This is a genomic window from Dictyobacter sp. Z7_2 (assembly GCF_057551105.1).
Map to the genome: position 1 here is coordinate 3,678,960 of NZ_BAAJPE010000002.1, position 20,239 is coordinate 3,699,198.

General features: G+C 51.8%; 19 protein-coding genes. 7 read left to right on the top strand and 12 right to left on the bottom strand.

The window, feature by feature from the left end; all coding sequences use genetic code 11:
- Positions 1 to 148: 148 nt before the first annotated feature.
- The 5 genes from AC27N8_RS28935 to AC27N8_RS28955 form a co-directional block, all read right to left on the bottom strand.
- Positions 149 to 1,192 carry an NAD(P)/FAD-dependent oxidoreductase gene (locus tag AC27N8_RS28935; protein ID WP_487071998.1) on the bottom strand — a complete coding sequence of 348 codons (1,044 nt, stop codon included), beginning with the start codon at positions 1,190 to 1,192 and terminating at the stop codon, positions 149 to 151.
- A 66-nt stretch (positions 1,193 to 1,258) separates the two neighbouring features.
- Positions 1,259 to 3,175: a DNA repair protein RecN gene (gene recN, locus AC27N8_RS28940; RefSeq protein ID WP_487072000.1), complete on the bottom strand. Its 1,917-nt coding sequence runs from the start codon at positions 3,173 to 3,175 to the stop codon at positions 1,259 to 1,261.
- Positions 3,165 to 4,049, bottom strand: a complete 885-nt coding sequence (locus AC27N8_RS28945) for an NAD(+)/NADH kinase (protein ID WP_487072002.1) — start codon at positions 4,047 to 4,049, stop codon at positions 3,165 to 3,167. Before AC27N8_RS28945 ends, recN begins: the two co-directional genes overlap by 11 nt.
- A gap of 102 nt (positions 4,050 to 4,151) precedes the next feature.
- Complete coding sequence (locus tag AC27N8_RS28950; protein WP_487072004.1) at positions 4,152 to 5,720, bottom strand: tRNA nucleotidyltransferase/poly(A) polymerase-related protein; 1,569 nt, start codon at positions 5,718 to 5,720, stop codon at positions 4,152 to 4,154.
- Positions 5,721 to 5,958: 238 nt separating this feature from the next.
- Positions 5,959 to 6,387: a hypothetical protein gene (locus tag AC27N8_RS28955; protein ID WP_487072006.1), complete on the bottom strand. Its 429-nt coding sequence runs from the start codon at positions 6,385 to 6,387 to the stop codon at positions 5,959 to 5,961.
- On the opposite strand from AC27N8_RS28955, the gene AC27N8_RS28960 reads away from it, so the two are divergent.
- The 5 genes from AC27N8_RS28960 to lipA all read left to right on the top strand — a co-directional run bounded on the left by AC27N8_RS28960 (position 6,386) and on the right by lipA (position 12,752).
- Positions 6,386 to 8,275: a PrsW family glutamic-type intramembrane protease gene (locus tag AC27N8_RS28960; RefSeq protein ID WP_487072008.1), complete on the top strand. Its 1,890-nt coding sequence runs from the start codon at positions 6,386 to 6,388 to the stop codon at positions 8,273 to 8,275. The two genes, AC27N8_RS28955 and AC27N8_RS28960, sit on opposite strands and share 2 nt — an antisense overlap.
- 107 nt (positions 8,276 to 8,382) lie before the next feature.
- The gene (locus tag AC27N8_RS28965; RefSeq protein WP_487072010.1) at positions 8,383 to 9,471 is read left to right on the top strand and encodes a thiamine pyrophosphate-dependent dehydrogenase E1 component subunit alpha; all 1,089 of its coding nucleotides are present in this window, start codon (positions 8,383 to 8,385) and stop codon (positions 9,469 to 9,471) included.
- Positions 9,468 to 10,457 carry an alpha-ketoacid dehydrogenase subunit beta gene (locus tag AC27N8_RS28970; RefSeq protein WP_487072012.1) on the top strand — a complete coding sequence of 330 codons (990 nt, stop codon included), beginning with the start codon at positions 9,468 to 9,470 and terminating at the stop codon, positions 10,455 to 10,457. Before AC27N8_RS28965 ends, AC27N8_RS28970 begins: the two co-directional genes overlap by 4 nt.
- Positions 10,458 to 10,538: 81 nt before the next feature.
- Positions 10,539 to 11,861: a dihydrolipoamide acetyltransferase family protein gene (locus AC27N8_RS28975; protein WP_487072014.1), complete on the top strand. Its 1,323-nt coding sequence runs from the start codon at positions 10,539 to 10,541 to the stop codon at positions 11,859 to 11,861.
- 18 nt (positions 11,862 to 11,879) lie between these two features.
- Positions 11,880 to 12,752, top strand: a complete 873-nt coding sequence (gene lipA / locus AC27N8_RS28980) for a lipoyl synthase (RefSeq protein ID WP_487072016.1) — start codon at positions 11,880 to 11,882, stop codon at positions 12,750 to 12,752.
- A gap of 157 nt (positions 12,753 to 12,909) precedes the next feature.
- On the opposite strand, the gene AC27N8_RS28985 is transcribed toward lipA, so the two are convergent.
- Positions 12,910 to 13,074, bottom strand: coding sequence for a hypothetical protein (locus tag AC27N8_RS28985; RefSeq protein ID WP_487072018.1), 165 nt, complete (start codon positions 13,072 to 13,074; stop codon positions 12,910 to 12,912).
- 465 nt (positions 13,075 to 13,539) lie between these two features.
- On the opposite strand from AC27N8_RS28985, the gene AC27N8_RS28990 reads away from it, so the two are divergent.
- Positions 13,540 to 13,956 carry a response regulator gene (locus AC27N8_RS28990; protein WP_487072020.1) on the top strand — a complete coding sequence of 139 codons (417 nt, stop codon included), beginning with the start codon at positions 13,540 to 13,542 and terminating at the stop codon, positions 13,954 to 13,956.
- 34 nt (positions 13,957 to 13,990) lie between these two features.
- Here the strand turns inward: AC27N8_RS28990 and AC27N8_RS28995 are convergent, their stop codons facing one another.
- Together AC27N8_RS28995 and AC27N8_RS29000 are read right to left on the bottom strand one after the other, a co-directional pair.
- Complete coding sequence (locus AC27N8_RS28995; RefSeq protein ID WP_487072022.1) at positions 13,991 to 14,356, bottom strand: VOC family protein; 366 nt, start codon at positions 14,354 to 14,356, stop codon at positions 13,991 to 13,993.
- Positions 14,357 to 14,507: 151 nt separating this feature from the next.
- Complete coding sequence (locus AC27N8_RS29000; protein ID WP_487072024.1) at positions 14,508 to 15,038, bottom strand: hypothetical protein; 531 nt, start codon at positions 15,036 to 15,038, stop codon at positions 14,508 to 14,510.
- Positions 15,039 to 15,206: 168 nt separating this feature from the next.
- Between AC27N8_RS29000 and AC27N8_RS29005 the strand changes: the two genes are divergently transcribed.
- On the top strand, positions 15,207 to 15,551 hold the full coding sequence (locus tag AC27N8_RS29005; protein WP_487072026.1) for a hypothetical protein: 345 nt from the start codon (positions 15,207 to 15,209) through the stop codon (positions 15,549 to 15,551).
- 129 nt (positions 15,552 to 15,680) lie between these two features.
- Here AC27N8_RS29005 and mctP read toward each other — a convergent pair whose 3' ends face one another.
- From mctP to AC27N8_RS29025, 4 genes are all read right to left on the bottom strand, one after another.
- Positions 15,681 to 17,258, bottom strand: coding sequence for a monocarboxylate uptake permease MctP (gene mctP / locus AC27N8_RS29010; RefSeq protein ID WP_487072028.1), 1,578 nt, complete (start codon positions 17,256 to 17,258; stop codon positions 15,681 to 15,683).
- A 131-nt stretch (positions 17,259 to 17,389) separates the two neighbouring features.
- Positions 17,390 to 17,590: a DUF3311 domain-containing protein gene (locus AC27N8_RS29015; protein ID WP_487072030.1), complete on the bottom strand. Its 201-nt coding sequence runs from the start codon at positions 17,588 to 17,590 to the stop codon at positions 17,390 to 17,392.
- 143 nt (positions 17,591 to 17,733) lie between these two features.
- Complete coding sequence (locus tag AC27N8_RS29020; RefSeq protein ID WP_487072032.1) at positions 17,734 to 18,714, bottom strand: hypothetical protein; 981 nt, start codon at positions 18,712 to 18,714, stop codon at positions 17,734 to 17,736.
- Positions 18,715 to 18,876: 162 nt separating this feature from the next.
- Positions 18,877 to 20,190, bottom strand: coding sequence for a hypothetical protein (locus tag AC27N8_RS29025; protein WP_487072034.1), 1,314 nt, complete (start codon positions 20,188 to 20,190; stop codon positions 18,877 to 18,879).
- Positions 20,191 to 20,239: the final 49 nt, after the last annotated feature.

Consider the following 20,239-nt stretch of genomic DNA (forward strand, 5'->3'; position numbering starts at 1 on the left):
TCGCGTGCGATGTCCCAGTAGCTCGCACGATTCAGCAGGCTCTCGGCTCACCACGCTGACCTGCCTGATCGTACGTTGAGTGGAACATCGCACGCGAGCGTGCGACGCTACGGTGTCTTTGCTTCGCTCGACACTTGTCTTCAATGAATCACATCCGATGCTGGCTTGTGATGATCTGATTGCCGATGGTGATGCCGTGCTCAAGTGCGAGATGCAGGCGTCCTCCGACAAAGGCGTCGCCCGCGAACGCGAGATGGTATGGCATCGTGCTGGCATTGAGGAGGTCTCCGTTGGCCTTCTGTGAGGGTAAGCCGTATGTCCAGCGCTGGACATCGCTGAAGATGGGTTCTGGCAGTTCTTCGTGGATGATTTCGGCGACTAACTGCGCCGCATCGCGTGCAATCTCCTCATCGGTAGCCTGCATCTGCTGTGTGCTATAGGCCGGAGCCATCTGTACGAGGAGTAATCCCGTTCCTGCGGGCACGCGCTCTGGAGCCTTCTCGTGTTCCCAGGCCAGCCAGGAGATGGGATGCTGCTTGTCAGTGTTGACCAGCGCGTAGTATGGACGTACATGTGGTTGGGGCTGGTAGCCCAGCATGACGGAGATGATGGGATTATAGTGAGCGGCATCCAGTTGCGTGCTGATGGTTGTTTGCAGTTCGGTATCTAGCTTACTCGCTTTGATCAGTGCGCTAGCTTGCGTGGCTGGTATCGTGATCAGGAGTGTATTAAAGGGACCATAGGCTTGTTCTGTCTGATCAAAGATATGCCAACCCGTGGACTGTTGCTGGATCTGAGCGATGGATGTCTCACGTTTGATGTTGAGTCCTGTCGCCATCTGCTGGGCCAGGATATTGAGTCCGTGCCGATAGTTGAGCTTCTGCTCGTTATTTTGCTCCGTATCACCTTCCTGGATCTGGCCCTGTCCATCAAAGGTCCAGATGGGCTTCTGAATATCAATCAGATCGGGTGACTTGAAGCGCTCGGTGATCAATGCCAGGCTGATAGGTGTCCCTTCCTTTACGTACTGGGCACCGTGATCATAGATGAAGCCCTGTTGCTCGCGTGTGGCGGCGCGTCCGCCGACCTCAGGGCTTTTTTCAAAAAGTGTCACTGTAAATCCGGCATCGACGAGCGTATGAGCGGCTGAGAGTCCACTCAATCCAGCTCCAACAATTGCGACAGATGGCATAATAGACCTCATTGTGCTTTGCTTGCTCTGGCTTCTGTTCAATGAGTGCTTCTGGCTGCATGAGCTCTACATACTCAATGTGGGTCGTCGCCAATTGTCTTTCCACAAGTTAGAACGTCCCAGCATTTCCTCAGCACTCTTCATCGTGATCTCGGTGACGTTGCCGCCCATGATGTGAGCGATCTCGCGTACCCGTTGTTCTGGACGCAATTCGTTCACGATGGTCACGGTGCGATCATCGAAAATTTGCTTATTTACATTGTAGTGCGTATCCGCAAACGCTGCAATCTGAGGCAAATGTGTAACGCATATTACTTGATGACTACCGGTCAACTGCCAGAGCTTTTCTCCGACCACACGACCGCTCGCTCCACTGATACCAGCATCGATCTCGTCAAAGATCAGTGTTGGAGTAGCATCGGCATCGGCCAGGATCGTTTTGAGCGCCAGCATCAGGCGCGACGTCTCACCACCGGACGCGATTTTAGTCAGTGGCTTGAAGGGCTCGCCTGGGTTGGGCGCGATCAGAAATTGGACGCGGTCGATGCCGGTGATATCGCAGGCATAATTTTGTTCGTCTTGACCTGCGATGCTGGCGGGCACGCCCTGCTCATCGGGTATCTGTACGATCTCAACCTGGAAGCGAGCGCGGCGCATATTGAGATCATTGAGCTGCTCCTCCATCGCCGTTGAGAGCGTCTGGGCGGCCAGATGGCGCTGCTCTGAGAGGACCTGTGCGAGCTTGCCGATCTCCTGGCGGAAGATGCCATCCTGTTTTTTGAGTTTCAGAATGATATCGTCGCGATTGACAAGCGTATCCAACTCCTCCTGATCCTCGACCATACGTTGCAGAATCTCCTCGATCGTATTCCCATACTTGCGTTTGAGGCGGGTAATCATATCGAGTCGGTCTTCAATTTCGGCCAGACGATTGGGATCATCCTCGATATCGTCCTCATACGCGCTGATAGAAGCCGCCACATCCTCTAATTGATAGATGGCACCGGCTAACGTCTCTTCGTATTCTTCCATCGACTTATCGAGGCGAACCAGTTCGCTCAGGGAGCGCTGTGCCTGTCGCAGTTGATCAAGTGAGGACTGCGTGCCGTCGCTATTGAGATCAGATCCCTGAATAGAGCCGTATATGTGGGCGCTGAGCTCGCGCAGGCGTTCGGCGCTGCCGAGTACCTTACGCTCCTCTTCCAGCTCTTCGCTCTCGCCGACATGTAAGTTCGCCTTCTCAATCTCCTCGATCTCGTATTGCAGAAACTCGGCTCGTCGCTCCTGCTCGCGTCTATTCTGTTGCAGGGATTGTAGCTGCTTGCGAGCATTGCGCCACTCGCTCACCTTCTCGCCAATCTGATCGCGTAGAGGGAGTGTTTCGGCATAGCGGTCCAGGAAATTGATATGCTGATCGGAGCGAAGCAGGCTAATGTTCTCGCTCTGACCATGAATATCCACCAGCCAGGTTGCTACCTGCTGCAAGATCGGCAAGGAGAACGTACGTCCATTGATACGTGCAACAGTACGTCCGGTACGGTGAATGTCGCGTGTGAGAATCAGCTGACCATCTTCAGGCTCGATGCCGTAGGCATGCAGCAGCGATGCCAGCGCAACGTGAGCATCGGCACTGTGCGACGCGACGGCACCATTAGAGGCGGCAGCTTGTTCTGTTTGTTCTATGAGGCTGAGGAGTGGCGAGCTATCTGACTCGTCCACTTCAGGCTGCTCCTCAAAGGGCAGCCACTCAGCTGGTGGGGTTGGAGATGCTTCAACCGTGAAAACGCCTTCGACGGTCGCGTTGCGACAGCCAGCGCGTACGAATTCAGCACCGATTTTCCCACCTAATAATGCATTTACCGCATCAATAATGATCGACTTGCCTGCCCCTGTCTCTCCTGTAAATACATTGAAGTTGCGATCCAGGCGGATTTGCAAGTGATCAATGATGGCGAAATCTTTGATTGTTAACTCAATTAGCATGGTTTGTTTCGTTTACAGACGGACTTTCATTATTCAACTTCGCGTTAATAATCTGATAAAAATAGGTTGGTGGCCGACGCCTGAGAAATCTGGTTATGTACTGGCTCTTCTTCACCGTGATGATCGCTCCATCTTTAAGCTCGCGATTCAACTGACCATCGGCAGAAAAGACGCCATTCTGTGAGCCGGTAAAAATTTGTAGCTTGATCTTTGCTTCCGGCGGGATGATTAATGAGCGGTCAGCGGCGAGATGAGCGGCGATAGGTGTCAGGACCGAGTTTTGCACTTGTGGATGGAGCAAAGGGCCTCCAACAGCCATATTATAAGCGGTTGAGCCTGTTGCCGTTGAAATAATCATACCATCCGCATAACTTGTATTATAATAATAATCATCCACCCAGGCAAGGACTCGCACAACACGCGGCCAGGTGCCACGAGCGATCACAACGTCATTCAGGGCCAAAAACTCTTCGCTCTTGCCATCCTGCTCAAGGACTGCCTGAAGCATTGTGCGTTCATCTACCCAGACCGAGTCATCGCCATCGAGATAGTAGCCGAGATCGTTCATCAACTCGCCTGGTTCCATTTCGGTCAGGAAACCCACGCGCCCAAAGTTGACGCCCACAATTGGGATGCCTGTACTGGCGCACATACGTGCGGCGTGGACAATTGTACCATCTCCACCCAGGACCAGAATCAGATCGCAATCCTGGAATAAGGGACGATCGTTAATCGACTCAGCTTCAAGACCTTCTTGATGAATGTCGATGGCATGCACCTTATGTCCTTGTTTTTGCAAAGTCGGAACAAGTTGGGCTGAGAACCTGGACGAATCTTGTTTGCGTCCCTGATAGAAAATCGCAATCGTCTTCACAAACATCTCCAATTGGCAAGCGAGGGCGAACACGATGTGCCGCCCTTACATGTTTAGCCTCAGTAATGGTACGCCATGAGACGTGTCTTGTCAACACTTTTTTTAGTATAAATGTTCTTGTTTTTCTCTTGCGGACCGTAATTGTTGTAATTTTTCTTCCGCGAACCAGATGACCTCATATTTGGAATGGAGCTCACCGTCCGCCTGAGCTTCAGAGATCGCTTCCAGCAATTGTCCTACCAGAGGTCCTGGTTCAAGCTGGAGGCGGCGCATTAACTCATCCGCTTGCACCAGACGGGGAGGAATAATACTTTCTCGCTCGCGGATATAGCGCGTGAGCAAGAGCCGTACAGTGGCGCGATGCCGCTCCCAATGCACCGTGAGTGGATCGGGTCCGCGCATCGCCAGATGATCTGCCAGAGAGATCAGCGCCACATAGAGCCCATGTGGTCCCATATCCACAAAGAAGCGCCGTACCGCCCGAGCCGTAATCGGTGCCTGACTGAGCTGTCCTGGCCGCATATGGTTGGCTGCTACCTGCTGAATCAAGCGATTATCGTGCGTGCTGAGAGCCAGCCTCCGAGCGATCTGCTGGGCGATTGGCACTCCTGCTTGTGGATGATGGTAAAACGTGATATTCCCTTCCTCGTCGATGGCGTATGTGGATGGTTTCCCTCCATCATGTAAGAGCGCCGCCAGTTTCATCTGAGGCGATGTCAGCACTGCGAATGAGAAAAAACCTTGCTGCTCAGCCTCGGTTAAGAGTTGCTTGATCGCCAATAGATCACCCTGACCGCCGACCTCCAGCGGTGAGGCTTGCATCTCAGCTGGCGTTTGCTGTAGCGTCTCCGCCAGCTTTTCCAGCATCGAGACGGTCTCTAGCGAATGCTCAAAGACATCCCAATGATGGAGGCTTGGTTGCATCATACCACGCGCCGGATCAAGTTCTGGAAAGAGCTGGCTCAGCAACTGGAGTTGGTCCAGGAGGCGCAGGTGTTCTGTGGCCGCACCGAACTGCAAAATAGCATAGAGCTCTTCACGGATACGTTCAGGCGCGACTTGAAACAGTAGCGTTGCGTTTTGCTTGATCAATGCCTCTGTTTCGGGGTCGAGCGTCAGGTGATAAGCAATCATGAAGCGTACCGCCCGGAGCATCCGGAGTGGATCGCGTTGAAAAATTGTCGTGGACGTGGCGCGTAATCTCTGTGCTGCGAGATCGCTACTACCGGCGAGCGGATCTATCAGCATGCCGGAGAGTTGTAACTGTGTGGATTGATCATCGTGTGTGAGTGCCTGGATGACTGCTCCAAAGGGGGCCGCGATCGCATTGAGCGTAAAATCCCGCACAAGGAGATCTTCCTCTATCGAGGCTCCCTGGAGAGGCGAAACGTCAATGATTAGATCTCCTTGTGGATACTTTATCACCACGCGATTGGCTCGTTCGTGTAGAGGAGCGTAGAAGCCTCCTAACGTATCGGCCAGCTGGCGAGCGATCGAGCGTGTATCGCCGGCTGTGGCGACATCCCAATCAACACAAGGCTTGTGGAGGAGAAGGTTGCGTACTGATCCACCAACCAGATAGGCCGGCTGATGCAGTTCTTCAAAGAATGCACTGCTTTGTTGTAACGCAGATAATACCCACTCAGGGAGCGTTACATCTTGTTTCGTCATGCCCTCTCTCAAATAAATCCCTACTAATAATAGATTGTGATTGATAGCCTCAGACTTATAGTATCATCTCTGTCTACCTGATAAAGGCGTACCGCTGATGTGTGCCTTGTCATATCGGATCTCTACATGTATATTAAGAGCAGAGATGCTCTCGGGACCTTCTTGCGACATGGTACAATTGACAGTATCATGCGATAAAAAGCATTTGTCAGCGCCGCGTACACGCGGCTAATACTTTTCAGATAAGCATAGGGCTCCACTGAAGAGAGCAAGCAAGCAGACGTAGCGCCGTGGTCTTGCGCCCGGCGGACTCGTGACGTACGTAACGTTCAATTTTGTTGCTCAATGTCGAAAGAAGAGAAATATCTTCATCGCACTGTTCTTCTTGTCCAAAATGACAGGCAATTGTGTATACACAGAGCCTGATATTGGACGTTTTCGTACGTGAACTGGTCGCCGGGCACAAGACCACGGCGCTACGTTGGCGAGCATGTGCGCCTGGCACGTCGCGATCAAGCGAATTGCCAAGAGAGCAATTGGCTAACTGAAGTGCATTGTGGTCTTGTGCCCGGCGGGCGTGGTGACGCTGTGGATATGTTCGTGTGCATACAAGAAAAGAGGGATGGAACTGGTGTTGGCTTTGTCCTTGTTCGTTGGAGATGTGCATGAGTGAGAAGCAAAACTACGGCGTCCTGCGCGTTATTCATGTGCCCTCGCACAATCAGAATGTCCATAATAAGAGGATGAAGCACCTGAGCCATCCCGGCAGCCGACTGTTTGAAGAGCGTCAGGTGTACGTGCTGACCGGCCGCGAGACGACGATTGGGCGTGCGCTGAACAACGACCTGATTGTGATGGACCCGACTGTATCACGTGAGCATGCGCGTCTGGTGCTGAGCGCTGATGGCTGGTGCTTACACAATACCACTGAGCAGAATATTCTGCATGTGAACGGCGATGTGATTCAAGCAGGATCTCATGCCTCCATTCAATCGCAGGATTTTTTTATCCTTGGCCATACGATGCTTCAGTTGATCGTCCCCAAGGGCGGCGCTGAGACGCCTCGACCAGATCTGGATGTCGAGCGGCAGCTTGAACAATTTCCTGTTACTCCTCAAAACGGTGATGCTCAAACGCAGATACCTGTCTCGTCGCTGTCTGAGATTCAGCATGCAGAGCAGATATTAGCTACTTCCTCTATAAATCAAGACGAGCAACAATTGTTGCGTGAGAAATACAGACATCGCTTTACATCTCATGCAGCGAAAGGCTGGTTTACTACTACTGATCCTGCTCATAGCCTCAATGGCCGCCCGTGGTTTGAGGATATCCGCCTGTTTAAAAGTGAAAACAATCTGGAGTATGCGTTTCTTCAACATCTAAAAACGCATATCAACTGGATGGTTGGTAGTATCGCACTCATTTTATTAGTTTTGGGTGCGATTGTTATTATCATTCTCAACAACTTGCTAGGCATCGTCTCTCTGGTGCAGGAGAACCCTGTCACGCTCTTCTCGGTGATCTCGATCCCGATTGTCACGGCGCTCGGTATTAATCTACTGGTCAATTTTATCGACCGTTACGAGCGAGAGCCCTGGTTTTTGCGCCTGTCCGCATTTTTGTGGGGAGCTGTGATTGCGATTCCACCGATTACCTTCATTGAAGGCAATGTTGATGCGTGGCGCTCAACGATACTGGGACCTCAAGCGGGAAAGGCGCTCAATGCACTTTTTTCTGCCTTGAACGCCGGGATTACGGAGGAGACCGTCAAGGGATTAGGATTGCTGCTGCTTTTTATGGTGCTGCGCGATGAATTTGATAATGTGACCGATGGCATCGTGTATGGAGCTTTAATTGGTGCCGGCTTTGCGATGGTTGAGAATATTATTTATTTTGCTGGCAATCCCAAAGCGATTCTTTTTCTTTTGATTGGACGGATCGGTTTAGGCTGGCTCAATCACTCGACCTTTACCGTCTGCTTTGGGATGGCTCTGGGATATATTCGTCATACGCGCTTGCGCTGGCAACAACTCGTTGTTCCGTTGCTCGGTTATCTGGCATCGGTTGGTGTACATACCGCCTTCGACTTCATCTATTCTTTCTCCAGTGCTCTCTTTCTTGCCGCGCCGGATAACGCCAATATTCGCACCTTCTTCTTGATGGCGAATATTGGTGATTATTTCCTGCCCTTTATCGCACAGATGGTGATTATCTACTGCTTGATCAAAGCGCTGGCCCACGAAGCGGCCATTATTCGTGAATTTTTGACCTCCGAAGTCAGCGATGGCATTGTGACCGTCGAGGAATACGCGCTCTTGCCGCATTCATTTTTGCGTACCCGGATCGAGCGTCAGATTCTTCGTCGTAGCGGCATCAAGCAATGGCTCCGCGTCAAAGCGCTCTATCAGACCGAGATAGGGCTCGCCTTTCGCAAATGGCATGTCCACATGGGTGACAAGCCCAAACTCGGCTATCTCCAACCTGAAGATGCCTATCGCAAGCGTATCCAGCATCTGCGCCATCTCATACTCACAAAAGAGTTGCCTCGATCCTGAGCGTCATAGGCAAACAAACACAAGCAATGTAGCAACCTTGACACCCCTTCTGATTGCATGTTAGCATGGACGCGAGTGTAGCTTATACAGAAAAGGATAGGTGATTTATGGAACTGGGGCGAGCTACCCTGTTACAGATCTATCACTTTATGCGCCTTACACGTGCTCTGGAGGACCGCATTCGTACGCTGTTTCTACAGGGACGCATTGCTGGCGGTGTCTATACGGCACAGGGGCACGAGGCGACAACTATCGGGGCAGCGATGATGCTCCACGATGGAGACTGCATTGTTCCGCAGCACAGAGATCTGGGAATGCATATTGTACGAGGAACTGATCCTCGCAGTATAATGTGCCAGTGGCTTGCTCGCGGGAACTCTCCTACGCTGGGGCGTGATGGTCAGATGCATATTGGTGATATGCATCACGGTATCGTTCCTATGATAAGCATGCTGGGAGAGTCGCTTCCGGTAGCTTGTGGTGTGGCGTTGACCATGCAGATGCGTAAACGCTCGACCGTGGTGCTGGCGTCCTGTGGCGATGGCGCTACGAATACTGGATCATTTCATGAGGCGCTGAACTTTGCGGCGGTCCAAAAGCTGCCCCTGGTGCTGGTGATTGAGAATAACGGCTATGCTTATTCAACTCCTACTGCCAGGCAGTGCGCCGTGCAAAATCTTGCGGATCGTGCACTGGCCTATGGTATGCCAGGGGTGAGCGTTGATGGTAATGATGTTCTGGCCGTGATCGAGGCGGTGGAGCAAGCACTCGCACATGCACGTAGTGGTCAGGGACCAGCCTTGATCGAATGCAAGACCTTTCGGGTGCGTGGCCATTCGGAGGCGGATCAAGCGGACTATGTGCCACCTGAGTTGCGTGCTGAATGGTTACAAAAAGATCCCATTCGACGTTTTGAAGAGTATTTGACTGCGGAAGGTGTGTTAACTGTGACTGCTCGTGCTGAGATCGATGCGCAGATCAAGACGCTGGTCGATGATGCTGTACGGTATGCTGAACAGAGTCCTGCGCCGGATGGAGCAACGGTGGCGCAATATGTATATGCTCCCGATGGACCAATTGCTATTGTTGGCGAACCCGGTGCGAACGATCCTCTGTATGTCAATGCTCGTGATAGCCGTACAGGACAGCCGTTCAACATCGTGTACAAGGCAGAGGAGGCCGCTGGACGACGATGAGTGACAAAAAAGTAACCTATCTTGAGGCGATCAGCCAGGCTATCCGCGAGGAGATGCTACGCGATGAGGCCGTTTTTCTCCTGGGGGAGGATGTGGCTTCTTATGGCGGGGCCTTTAAGGTAAGCGCTGGACTCCTGGAGGAATTTGGCGCGGAACGCGTGATCGATATGCCTATGTCTGAGGCTGCTATTATTGGCTCGGCTGTCGGCTCAGCTCTGATGGGGATGCGTCCGATTGCTGAAATGCAATTCATCGATTTTATTACCTGTGGCTTTGATCAAATTATCAATATGGCCTCCAAGATGTATTGGCGCGTGGGGATGCCGGTCCCGATCGTGGTCCGTGGACCTTCAGGTGGTGGGACGAAAGGCGGTCCCTTTCACTCTGCGAGCCCGGAAGCCTGGTTCTTTCATGCGCCGGGCTTAAAAGTGGTTGTGCCGTCCACCACCTATGATGCCAAAGGCATGCTCAAAGCAGCGATCCGCGACAATAATCCTGTTTTGTATTTAGAACATAAGTTGCTGTACCGCATGCCCGAACTGCGCGAAGAGTTGCCGCTGGACGACTATACCGTCCCGTTGGGGAAGGCGATCGTGCGGCGTGCGGGCAACGCGATGACGATGATTACCTATGGAGCGATGGTCCATCAATGTTTGCTGGCGGCTCAAGTTTTGGAGGAGCGCGACGATCTGGCGGTTGAGGTGCTGGATCTACGTAGCCTCTCGCCATTGGATCGTGAGGCTATCATGACATCGGTGAAGCACACGAATAAAGTTCTCATCGTGCATGAAGATACGTTAACGGGTGGCATCGGGGCCGAACTGTCAGCGATGCTGGCCGAGGATCTGTTTGAGTATCTGGATGGACCGATCACGCGTGTGGCCGCACCAGATGTTCCGTTTCCTTATGCGCCTCCGCTGGAGGAGGCATATCTACCAAATGCCAAAAAAATACTTACGGCTGCCAGAGAGTTGGCTGCATATTAAGTAGAGGGAGTATATATCTATTATGAGTCCTGATACTGAATATAGGCTTGTCACAACAGGAGAATTTGAAGAGGTGTATAGATGCCCACTCCAGTAACGATGCCGCGCCTCGGTGAGTCGGTGGCGGAGGGCACGATCGGTGCCTGGTTGAAGCAAGAGGGTGATGCGATCGAGCGCGATGAAGCTATCGCGGAGATTATCACCGACAAAATTAATGCTGAACTACCATCACCGATTGCTGGTCGTCTGGTTAAGATTCTGGTACAGGTCGACGAGACTGTACCGGTTGGCGCTCAGATCGCTATGATCGAGGAAAGCGCCGATGTTCCTGCTGCGGCAGTTGAACCTGAGGATGTTCCAGCTCAATCTGCCGCGCAGGTTGCTACTCCTGTAGCCGAGCCACAATATGCCCAGGTCAGCGCCGGCAATCATCGGAATGGTTCCATGCACGCGGCTACACAGCTCGAAGAGGAAGAGCGTCTGCGCATCTCGCCGCTCGCTCGTCGTCTGGCTCGCGAGCACGATATCGATCTGCGGGCAATCGCTGGCACGGGTGCTGGTGGACGGGTACGTAAAGAGGATATCCTGGCATATGTAGAGCAGCGGCAGGTCTCTCAGAGCGTCGCTGTGAAAGCACCGAGTGTCGCGCCCATCGCTCCTGTAGCGGCTCCATCTCTAGAGGCTCCGGTAGCGGTCAACGCGGGCGATGAGGTAATTATCCCTGATCGTATGCGCCTGGCTATTGCTGAGCATATGGTGCGCAGCAAGCGGACATCGCCGCATGCTACTACGGTGGTTGAGATCGATATGACCAACATTACCAGGTGGCTGGCTAAAAATAAAGATGAGTTTAAGCGTCGCGAGGGCTATGGCATCAGCTATGTCCCATTTGTGATGAAAGCCGTCTGCGAAGGCATCCGTAAATTTCCGGCCATCAATTCAACCTGGACCGCAGATAATCGGATCATTATTAAGCGCAGCATTAATCTCGGCATGGCGGTAGCGACCGAGACAGGGTTGGTGGTTCCTACCATCTATGATGCCGATCAGTATACGCTGGCTGGACTGGCCAAACAGGTGCAGGCTATCGCGCAGCGTGCCCGTAGCAATAAATTAACGGTTCGGGATTTGCAGAACAGCACCTTTGTGGTGAATAATCCCGGCGTATTTGGTACAATTATATCAATGCCGATTATCAATCAGCCGCATGCAGGCATTCTTAGCATGGATGCGGTCGTGAAACGGCCCGTTGTGATTGAAGATGATGCAATCGCTGTACGTTCGATGATGTTTATGTCATTAGCATTTGATCATCGTATTCTGGATGGCGCGGGCGCTGGAGGATTTCTCCAGGCGGTACGCACCAGATTACAAAGCTATGGACGTGAGATCGACGTATATTAGTAACCTAAGGAAATATCCATGACGACCAGTATCCCGGAACGCCGTCCCGAGTGGCTCCACGTACGAGCCCCAAAGAGCGAGAACTATCAACAACTGAAGCAACTGATGCGCGGACAGTCGTTACATACTGTCTGTGAAGAGGCCCGCTGCCCCAACATCGGAGAATGTTGGAGTAATAAAACAGCCACCTTTATGATCCTGGGCAGTGTCTGTACGCGTAGCTGTGGCTTTTGTGCCGTCGCCACCGGACGTCCTCTCGGCCTGGATTGGGAGGAACCGAAGCGGGTAGCGGAGGCGGCGCGAGAAATGGGATTGCGTCATGCTGTGGTGACCTCTGTCAATCGTGATGAGCTGAAAGATGGTGGAGCAGCAGTCTTCGCATCCACTATCCGCTGGATTCGCCGCCTGAATCCCGAATGCAAGGTCGAGGTCTTGACGCCCGATTTTAAAGGGGATACCGCCGCCTTACGCGTGGTGATGGATGCTAAGCCGAATATTTTTAATCATAACGTCGAGACCATCCCCAGACTCTACAGGCAGGTACGCCCACAGGCCGTCTATCAGCGCTCATTGCAAGTGCTCAAGAATGCCAAAGAACTGTATCCAGAGACTCGTACCAAGTCCGGCTTTATGCTTGGTCTCGGCGAGACCTGGGATGAAGTTATCCAGGTGATGCATGATATGCGCGAATATGATGTCGATATCCTCACCATTGGACAATATCTGCGCCCCTCGTTCCAACATCTGCCGATTCAGCGCTATGCCTCTCTCGAAGAATTTGCCGCGCTCAAGGCCGAGGGTCGCAAGATGGGCTTCCGTCATGTTGAATCTGGACCTTTTGTGCGTAGCTCATATCATGCTCATGAACAGGCCGACGGCGCAGCCAACTAAAAGTAGCGTCGCACGCTCGCGTGCGATGTCCCTGTGACTCGTATGAGACTGCAGGCTCTCGGCGCACTACGCTGGCCTGCTTGATCGTACGTCGAGTGGGACATCGCACGCTCGCGTGCGACGCTACTACTCTGCCAAAGATCATCACGCCTCTGTCTCAGAGGAGATATGTTCCCAAAACAGATCCGTGAAGCCGTCGGAGTGAGACGCCCACCGACGTAGCGGCGCGGCTCCGCCGTGCTGTCACTTCCCGCACGACACCGTCCCACGTGCCGATGGAAGCAACGCCAACAAGACGCTCCACGGTGGGAAGATTGTGCAATGGAACCTCATGAGGAGCATGGTCGGACGAGTCACAGACAGCACGGCGGAGCCGCGCCGCTACGTCGGTGGGCGTCTCACCCCATGAGGTGCATATCTCAGATGAGAGATCGATGCGATGACCTTTGACAGAGTACTACTTTAGAGGTGCCATGATCATCGGCAGAACTGCATAGAGCAAAAGTACGATACACATAGCCTGAATTTTTCATGTGTTTGGAAGCAATTTCTTATTAGTGGCTTCCAAATAGTGCATTTGTAATTGCAATTGTTATACAATGTCGTAAGTTATTTGCGACGAATTGTCAGGAAGTATATCAGAGTATCCCAGGTGGATAATGCTAATCCATCTGGGATACTCTGATATACTTCCTCTCTCTACGTGTCAGATCTTATGTGTACGCTGTTTTGTTCCAGGGATTTTGTGTGATGAAGAAATTCTGGTGTAGTGAAGGACCGGAGGAGCATGATTCAACCATCGCTACGGCATGAGGGGCGTTCGCCTGTTGTACTTGTTGTTGATGATAACCCTGCGATTCGGAATATGGTTTCCTGGGCGCTGACTCTCGAAGGATACAAGTCAGCTGAAGCCTCTGAAGGCCAGGAAGCCCTGGATTGGGTACGTCGTGCAGCTCACGAGGGATGTTATCCAGCCGTAATTCTATTAGATCTTTCAATGCCTGGTATGGACGGTCCAACATTTTTACAACGTTTGCGTGAATATTGGAATACGGATAGTGTCATGCGCCAGCATCCATCAGTAGTTGTCATCACCGCCAGCACCGACGCGCCAAATGCCGCCTCACTTGGAGTGGAGCAGATTATTGTCAAGCCATTCCATGTACAGGAACTGCTTCATACTGTACGCTCCCTGGCAAAATGACGCGCTGGCGAGAGCTGTTATGACCAATTGATATTTACGCCGGGCGCTTTGAGTGGAATAATCCGAGTTGGTTGCCGGCTGGATCGGCAAAAACAGCCCATGATCCCACCAGCGGGATATCTGTTTGGGGGAGGATCGTTTTTCCTCCGTGTGCCTCTATCGTTGCCAGTGTGGCATCGATGTCGTCTGTGGAGAGATAGACAAGTAGCCTGCCTGGTTGGTAGGTGGGCTCCTTGGGATCGGTAAAACCACCACGGGGACCCCCCTCGGAGTTGAATGTGACATAGTTGTACGTTTGATTAGTCTCAATTGTCCAGCCAAATACGTCGCTGTAAAACTGTCCGGCTACGCCAGTATCTGTGGTGGGAATCTCAATATGTGCGATTGAATGATTTGCCATGAGTTGTTTCCTTTCCTGGTGATCGATGCTCTCGTGCGTGAGAACTATTTACCAGGAGAGTATAGCAGCGCAATGGTGACAACCCTATGTCACATTTCAGTGGAATGTTGAGCAATTTTCTATATCATCTGCTATATCTGCTTAATTCATGCTAATCCTGTTCATAGTTAGCTGCCACACGTTCTACTCGCTGTAGCACTTCTAACAGAGCCTGCACACGAGGCGTTTCTTCCTGATCATGTTCCTGTAAAGCGGCCTGAACTTCTGTCTCAAGCTGTAGATAATATTCTACCAGCAAGCGTTCTCCAATCGTCGTGTGATCCACACAATCTTCCAACCAGACCTCCGCCTCTGTAAAGGTGTCCAGGCGCTCCTGATCCTGCACAAACGAGAGCTGGAGTCGTTGGACCCGCTCCATCTGTTCCTGATAGGCGCGTCGACGTAGTGGGACTCCACCCTCGCTCTGCTGAGAGTCCTGTAACTCCAGAGCAGTGTTGCCCATTGTCAGCTTGATCTCACGTTGTCGGCGCTTGAACCAGGCTCGGACTGCGTGCAGACGCACCAGCGTATTCGCGTCTTCGGGTAGGCGTAGATTATCATCGGAGAGCAACTCATCGCTGCCAGCCTCTTCGGTATCGTTACTATTTATCAGATCGTCATCCTGCTCATCATCAAAATCCATCGCGGGTCATCCTTTTGCTAGAGATACATTTGTCGTAATCGTAACATAGCCTGCAAGCAGGCAACATCCCAGGCAGTGCTTGAATGATACCGATTTTTGCATCTTGTATACCTGTGTTATTCTTTAATCGTAAATATTTATAAACGAGGTAAGAGGGGTTTTTATTCCATGAGAGAAACCAGGTTTAATCCTGATGGTCCTATTGCTAATCCAACATCAAACACTAGAAGTAGCAGCCCAGAATCAAGCTCTAGAAGTGGTAGGCTAGAATCAAGTTCTGCAATAGCAGATGCGGGATCTCACCAGAAGGATGTTCTACGCCAAATCGCGAAAAGTAATTTGCTGAAGCACGAAAGCTCTTTGAATCAGACAAGCGACAAACTGAAAAAGTCTATGGACAGAGAACAGCTTGAACAAGAGGCACAAGCGCTTCTACCTAAGACGCAGGAAGATTTTAATGCGCAGCAGAGAGCTAAAGGAGAAAAAGTGGGGCTGTTAAGAATCCAGTGGTAGCATGAAAGATTTTTTGCATAGAGGCATAATTTATGCTTTTTATGCTCGTATGTCAGAGCATTAAACCGACTCACTGACAAAATAGAAAGTTGAAAGTGAGTCGGTGTTGTCCTCATAGTATATTCAATGTTAGCCTAAAGCTTCTTGTCCCGTCTCTGGAATCTCGACTGGAGCAAGCTCTTCGTCATAGTCGGAAGCTTTGGTGCTATCTTCTCCTCGCCTCAGCCCGACCAGCTCAAAGAGTGAGGTGAGGATGATGGCGAGCAGGAGATTCAGGATCAGGACCGCGACGGCGATGTAGATGGGTACATTGAAGATAGCCAGCGTGGGTTTATTGCCTGCTGCGATAAACATCCATGTGCCAGCGATCATCGCTGCTGCCCAGCCGATGAGTAGCGCCCAGCGATTGAACCAGCGGGTATACAGTCCCAGGAAGACCGATGGTAACGTTTGCAGAATCCAGATGCCTCCCAGCAATTGGAAGTAGACGACTTGCGCGGGATTGATGGTGACAATAAAGAGCAGGGCGCCAAATTTGATCACCAGTGAGGCGAGCTTGGCACTTTGAGACTCTTCGCGCTCTGACGCCGTTGGACGAATGTATTCTTTGTAGATATTGCGTGTGAATAGATTGGCGGCCGCAATCGACATCACTGCTGCGGGGACCAACGCTCCAATGGAGAGCGCCGCAAATGTAAAGCCCGCAAACCAGGGTGGGAAGATGGCATTAATCAAAGCGGGTATGGCGCTATTGTTGCCAAAGTTGCCAAAGGGCTTGACCTTTTCCGCGATCGCCATATAGCCCAGCAGTGCCAGAAAACCGAGCATCAGCGAATAGATAGGTAGTAGAGCAGCATTGCGCCTGACCACCTTGGTGCTGTTGCTGCTGAGCACTCCTGTGAGCGAGTGAGGATAAAGGAAAAGCGCCAGCGCCGATCCGAGTGCCAGCGTTGAGTAGGCGATGGCTTGATTAGCAGGAATAATATCCGAGAATGTTTTGGGATTAGCCAGCGCCTTTTGATGTGCGGCATCAAAGATAGGTGCAAAGCCATGAAAATGGATGGGAACGATGGCCAGGATCGCGAAGAGCACAATAAAGATCATCACGTCTTTGACCAGAGCAATCATCGCCGGAGCCCGCAGACCGCTTGTATAGGTGTAGGCGGCCAGGATCACAAAGGCGATCAGCAGTGGTAGGTCAACGGGAACTCCCAGGATCGGCACTGTCACCGGGATACCTATCGCTGCCAGCGAGATCTGGATACCGTACATTTGTAGCGCGATATACGGCATAGTTGCCAGGATACCAGTAAACGCGATGGCCAGGGCCAGACCTCTACTGCCAAAGCGATCTTTGACAAAATCTGACGCCGTCACGTAGCCACGCTGCTTACAGATGGTCCAGAATCTCGGCATGAGCATAAAAACGAGCGGATAGATGAGAACTGTATAGGGGATGGCGAAGAAGCCCGATACCGCGCCAACTCCGTACATGGCAGCTGGGATGGCGATAAATGTATAGGCCGTATAAAGATCTCCACCGAGTAAAAACCATGTCACCACAGTCCCAAAGCGGCGACCGGCCAGGCCCCATTCCTGAATCTGATCGAGATTGCCGCGCCGCCAGCGTGCGGCAACGAAGCCGAGGACAGTCACAACAACAAAAAAGAAGATAAAAACGGCAATGGCTGTTGTGTCTAATCTCATTGACACTTGCCCCTTCCTTGTATAAATAGAGACGATCGTTACGCATGCGTGTTATGGATGTAATCTTGTCCTGAAGTTGAGGCCGTCAATATTGGATTGGCAGCGTATCTCAAGCTGATCAGGAGTATTGTCTAGGTGGTGGTGAAGTACACAACAGCCGTAATGATCGAAGTGATGATGATCCATACCATCTGATACCAATAGAAGAAAGGAATGCCAATCAGTGGGGGAGTCAACGAATTGTAAAAAGCCGGGATGAGTAAGAAGATGAAAGGAATGATCAGTAAAAGTCGAATCCAGCGCTTTTTGCTTTTTGCTGGGCGAGTTACCATAGCTTTGCTCCTTTGCTATTTTACCTGGGAAACCAGCCAACTACAGGGATCATATGTTATTCCTGGCTGCTTTGTCAAATAGTATTAGCGCTAGATTGTGCTCGTGTTAGCTGCATATCCATCTGCACAATCCGCTACTATGATTAGATGCTACAGAGGAGCCCCAATTTATATTGGGCTGCCATGCGGATGACTTTGATGAATGTCCCGGCATGCTCAGGTAATATTTCGTCGAGCAGGCGCACCGACTGTCCTGACTCTTGTTGATGAAGACGGAAGAGTGCATAGTCGCCTTTGGCCTGTACCTCATCGTGTGGCTGCACGTGGCGGAGACAATGGGCGAGCTGTTTGACCTCATCGGGGGTCAGATAGCCAATTGTATCCTCGAAGGGCTCCGCCGAGCGATAACCAAAAGGCATGCTCCTTCGTCCACATGCCAGCAACTCGAAGAGCGCCATGGCTCGGATTGAGATGCTCGCCAGCCAGCCACGCATCTGGATGGTGTTTGGGTTACGACCAATTTCGACGCCGCCAGCTGCTGGATGACTCTCATGGTCGGGTAAGTCATCTGCTATGGAGGCCCGCATATCCTGAAGAGATGTCTGCCTTCTAATATTTTGTGCCAGCTCATTGAGTCCGGCCGCCGTCAGTAATGACAGGATTTCTCCCCGGCTCGTCGTTTGCTGATGCGTTATCATCTCCTCGTCGTGTACGTTCTCTTCCTGAGCATTTTCGGGGGGGATGGTAAAGCAGGATTGGCAATATTCTTCGATGATGGCTCCCCAGATTGCTCGTAGTGCATCCGAATGCTTATGTAACTGTGGCGGATGCCTGTGAACGTATCTATCGCTGAGGTCCGTGAAGGCTGTCGCTGTGCAGAGTATCTGATATTCATGCCGTGTCTGGGCTCCCTGGGGGAGTTGCTGTACAAATATCTGCGCACGATTCCAGGTACGTACAGTCAACATGGGGAGCGGGAGAAATTTTTCTTCACGTGCACAGCGTGTGTTTTCATATAGTTGATAGATGAGCGTCTCATCGCCCTCGGTCAGCCAACTCTGGAAAGCGGGCATCACACGCCTGGTATAGTTTTCCCAGTCGAAACCGTAAATGCGCACAAACATACTATCCTCTTCCACATACTATTTTTCTCTCTCCATATCGTACTGATATTTGCCTCGATCTCCAAATCTATGGCTCTAGAGTACTTCTGGCCAGGAAAATGAAAAAGGTAGTACGTCATGCGCATCTTTTACCGTTGCGTCATTGAGCGTTGTCGATGTGCTCTACGACAGGAACGAGTCATTCATTTCATCGCTGGGATCGCTGGGAGCTTTATCGGCAATGGCATAAATGCCCATTTGCGCTTGCCGCATGATGGTCTCCAGGATTGGATCATCCTGGATGCTCGGTGCGATGAGCGATGAGGCGGCAATCGGATTTTTTCCGGTGTTGGTTGGTACATCCCAGATTGATTCGTTGCGTCCGCTAGCTGGCGGCAGGATACTGGCGAAATCCAGATTGTCCAGCGGCAAGGGATTCATATCGCTGGTGCTCACTGGATTTTTCTGGGGGAAGCCTTTCCCAGGTGCAGGCATCGGGGCTGTGATTGGCCGTAGGTCGCTCGATGATGGATACGGTATCGTTTCGTAACCTTGCTGATTAAATGCGGGCCTGGCTGGAGGCGACACAACCTGGCGCTTTTGCGTCGTACTCGGCATCGGGATAGCTATCTGCGCACCGTTATAGGCCGATGGAGGCGCCGGGGTAGTAGAAGCTATCTGTTGTAGCTGTGTCTGCTCATTCGCTGCGGCTACACGATCTCCTCCCGGAGTGACAAATGCGGCATGCGCGTTCGCCTGGTTGAGCCATGGCGTCGGCTGTGCCGTTTGCGCTAATGCCTGACTGAATGTGCTGAAAGGGATTGGTTTGCTGCCTTTTTGCTTCCTTAAAAAGAAGATACCTAGAAAGATACTGATCAGAAATGCCAGAGCGAGCCCAATAGCAATTGATCTTACCAGGGGACTCATCCCGCCACCGTTTGCATTTTGACTTTGATCCGGTGTGGAACCCGATGTACCATCTGTGTTGGCGGATGCCGTGGCTTCCGCCGTGGGCGTGCTTGCGGTTGCGGTACCAGTCGCTTGCGACGAAGGCGTCGGTGAGGGATTCACGGTTGGCGTTGTCGCGGTGGTTGGGATGATACCTGGTGGAATGATTCCTCCGCCCACAGGAGTTGGAGTTGCCTGCAGGATCGGTATCTCTGGCGTCGGTGTGGCTGCCGGAGCTTTGGTGGGCGCAGGAGTCGGTGTAGCTACAGGAGCTTTGGTGGGCGCAGGAGTTGGCGTGTCTACCGGAGCGGTTGTGGGTATAGGAGTCGGCGTGTTCGTTGGCACGGTAATAGTTATGCCTATAATGGGGGTCGGTGTATCGTCTAACACAAGGGTTGGATCTGCTGCGGTTGATTGCATAAGGATGGTGGCCTTTGCAACGCTGAGATATGCTGCGTGAGCTCCCGTTTTTGTGATGATGATGCTCAGGCAGACACAAAGTATGATAAAGAATGCGCCACAGACGATTGTTGCCTTGAGTTTTTTCAAGGGTTGTTTCCTTCTATTTTTGTTCACTTGCCTCAGTCTCCCGCAGTCA

Coding starts and splice junctions, on each gene's coding strand:
- AC27N8_RS28935 (WP_487071998.1), bottom strand. CDS start 1,192: ATGCCATCTGTCGCAATTGTTGGAGCTGGATTGAGTGGACTCTCAGCC.
- recN (WP_487072000.1), bottom strand. CDS start 3,175: ATGCTAATTGAGTTAACAATCAAAGATTTCGCCATCATTGATCACTTG.
- AC27N8_RS28950 (WP_487072004.1), bottom strand. CDS start 5,720: ATGACGAAACAAGATGTAACGCTCCCTGAGTGGGTATTATCTGCGTTA.
- AC27N8_RS28960 (WP_487072008.1), top strand. CDS start 6,386: ATGAGTGAGAAGCAAAACTACGGCGTCCTGCGCGTTATTCATGTGCCC.
- AC27N8_RS28955 (WP_487072006.1), bottom strand. CDS start 6,387: ATGCACATCTCCAACGAACAAGGACAAAGCCAACACCAGTTCCATCCC.
- AC27N8_RS28965 (WP_487072010.1), top strand. CDS start 8,383: ATGGAACTGGGGCGAGCTACCCTGTTACAGATCTATCACTTTATGCGC.
- AC27N8_RS28970 (WP_487072012.1), top strand. CDS start 9,468: ATGAGTGACAAAAAAGTAACCTATCTTGAGGCGATCAGCCAGGCTATC.
- AC27N8_RS28975 (WP_487072014.1), top strand. CDS start 10,539: ATGCCCACTCCAGTAACGATGCCGCGCCTCGGTGAGTCGGTGGCGGAG.
- lipA (WP_487072016.1), top strand. CDS start 11,880: ATGACGACCAGTATCCCGGAACGCCGTCCCGAGTGGCTCCACGTACGA.
- AC27N8_RS28990 (WP_487072020.1), top strand. CDS start 13,540: ATGATTCAACCATCGCTACGGCATGAGGGGCGTTCGCCTGTTGTACTT.
- AC27N8_RS28995 (WP_487072022.1), bottom strand. CDS start 14,356: ATGGCAAATCATTCAATCGCACATATTGAGATTCCCACCACAGATACT.
- AC27N8_RS29000 (WP_487072024.1), bottom strand. CDS start 15,038: ATGGATTTTGATGATGAGCAGGATGACGATCTGATAAATAGTAACGAT.
- AC27N8_RS29005 (WP_487072026.1), top strand. CDS start 15,207: ATGAGAGAAACCAGGTTTAATCCTGATGGTCCTATTGCTAATCCAACA.
- mctP (WP_487072028.1), bottom strand. CDS start 17,258: ATGAGATTAGACACAACAGCCATTGCCGTTTTTATCTTCTTTTTTGTT.
- AC27N8_RS29015 (WP_487072030.1), bottom strand. CDS start 17,590: ATGGTAACTCGCCCAGCAAAAAGCAAAAAGCGCTGGATTCGACTTTTA.
- AC27N8_RS29020 (WP_487072032.1), bottom strand. CDS start 18,714: ATGTTTGTGCGCATTTACGGTTTCGACTGGGAAAACTATACCAGGCGT.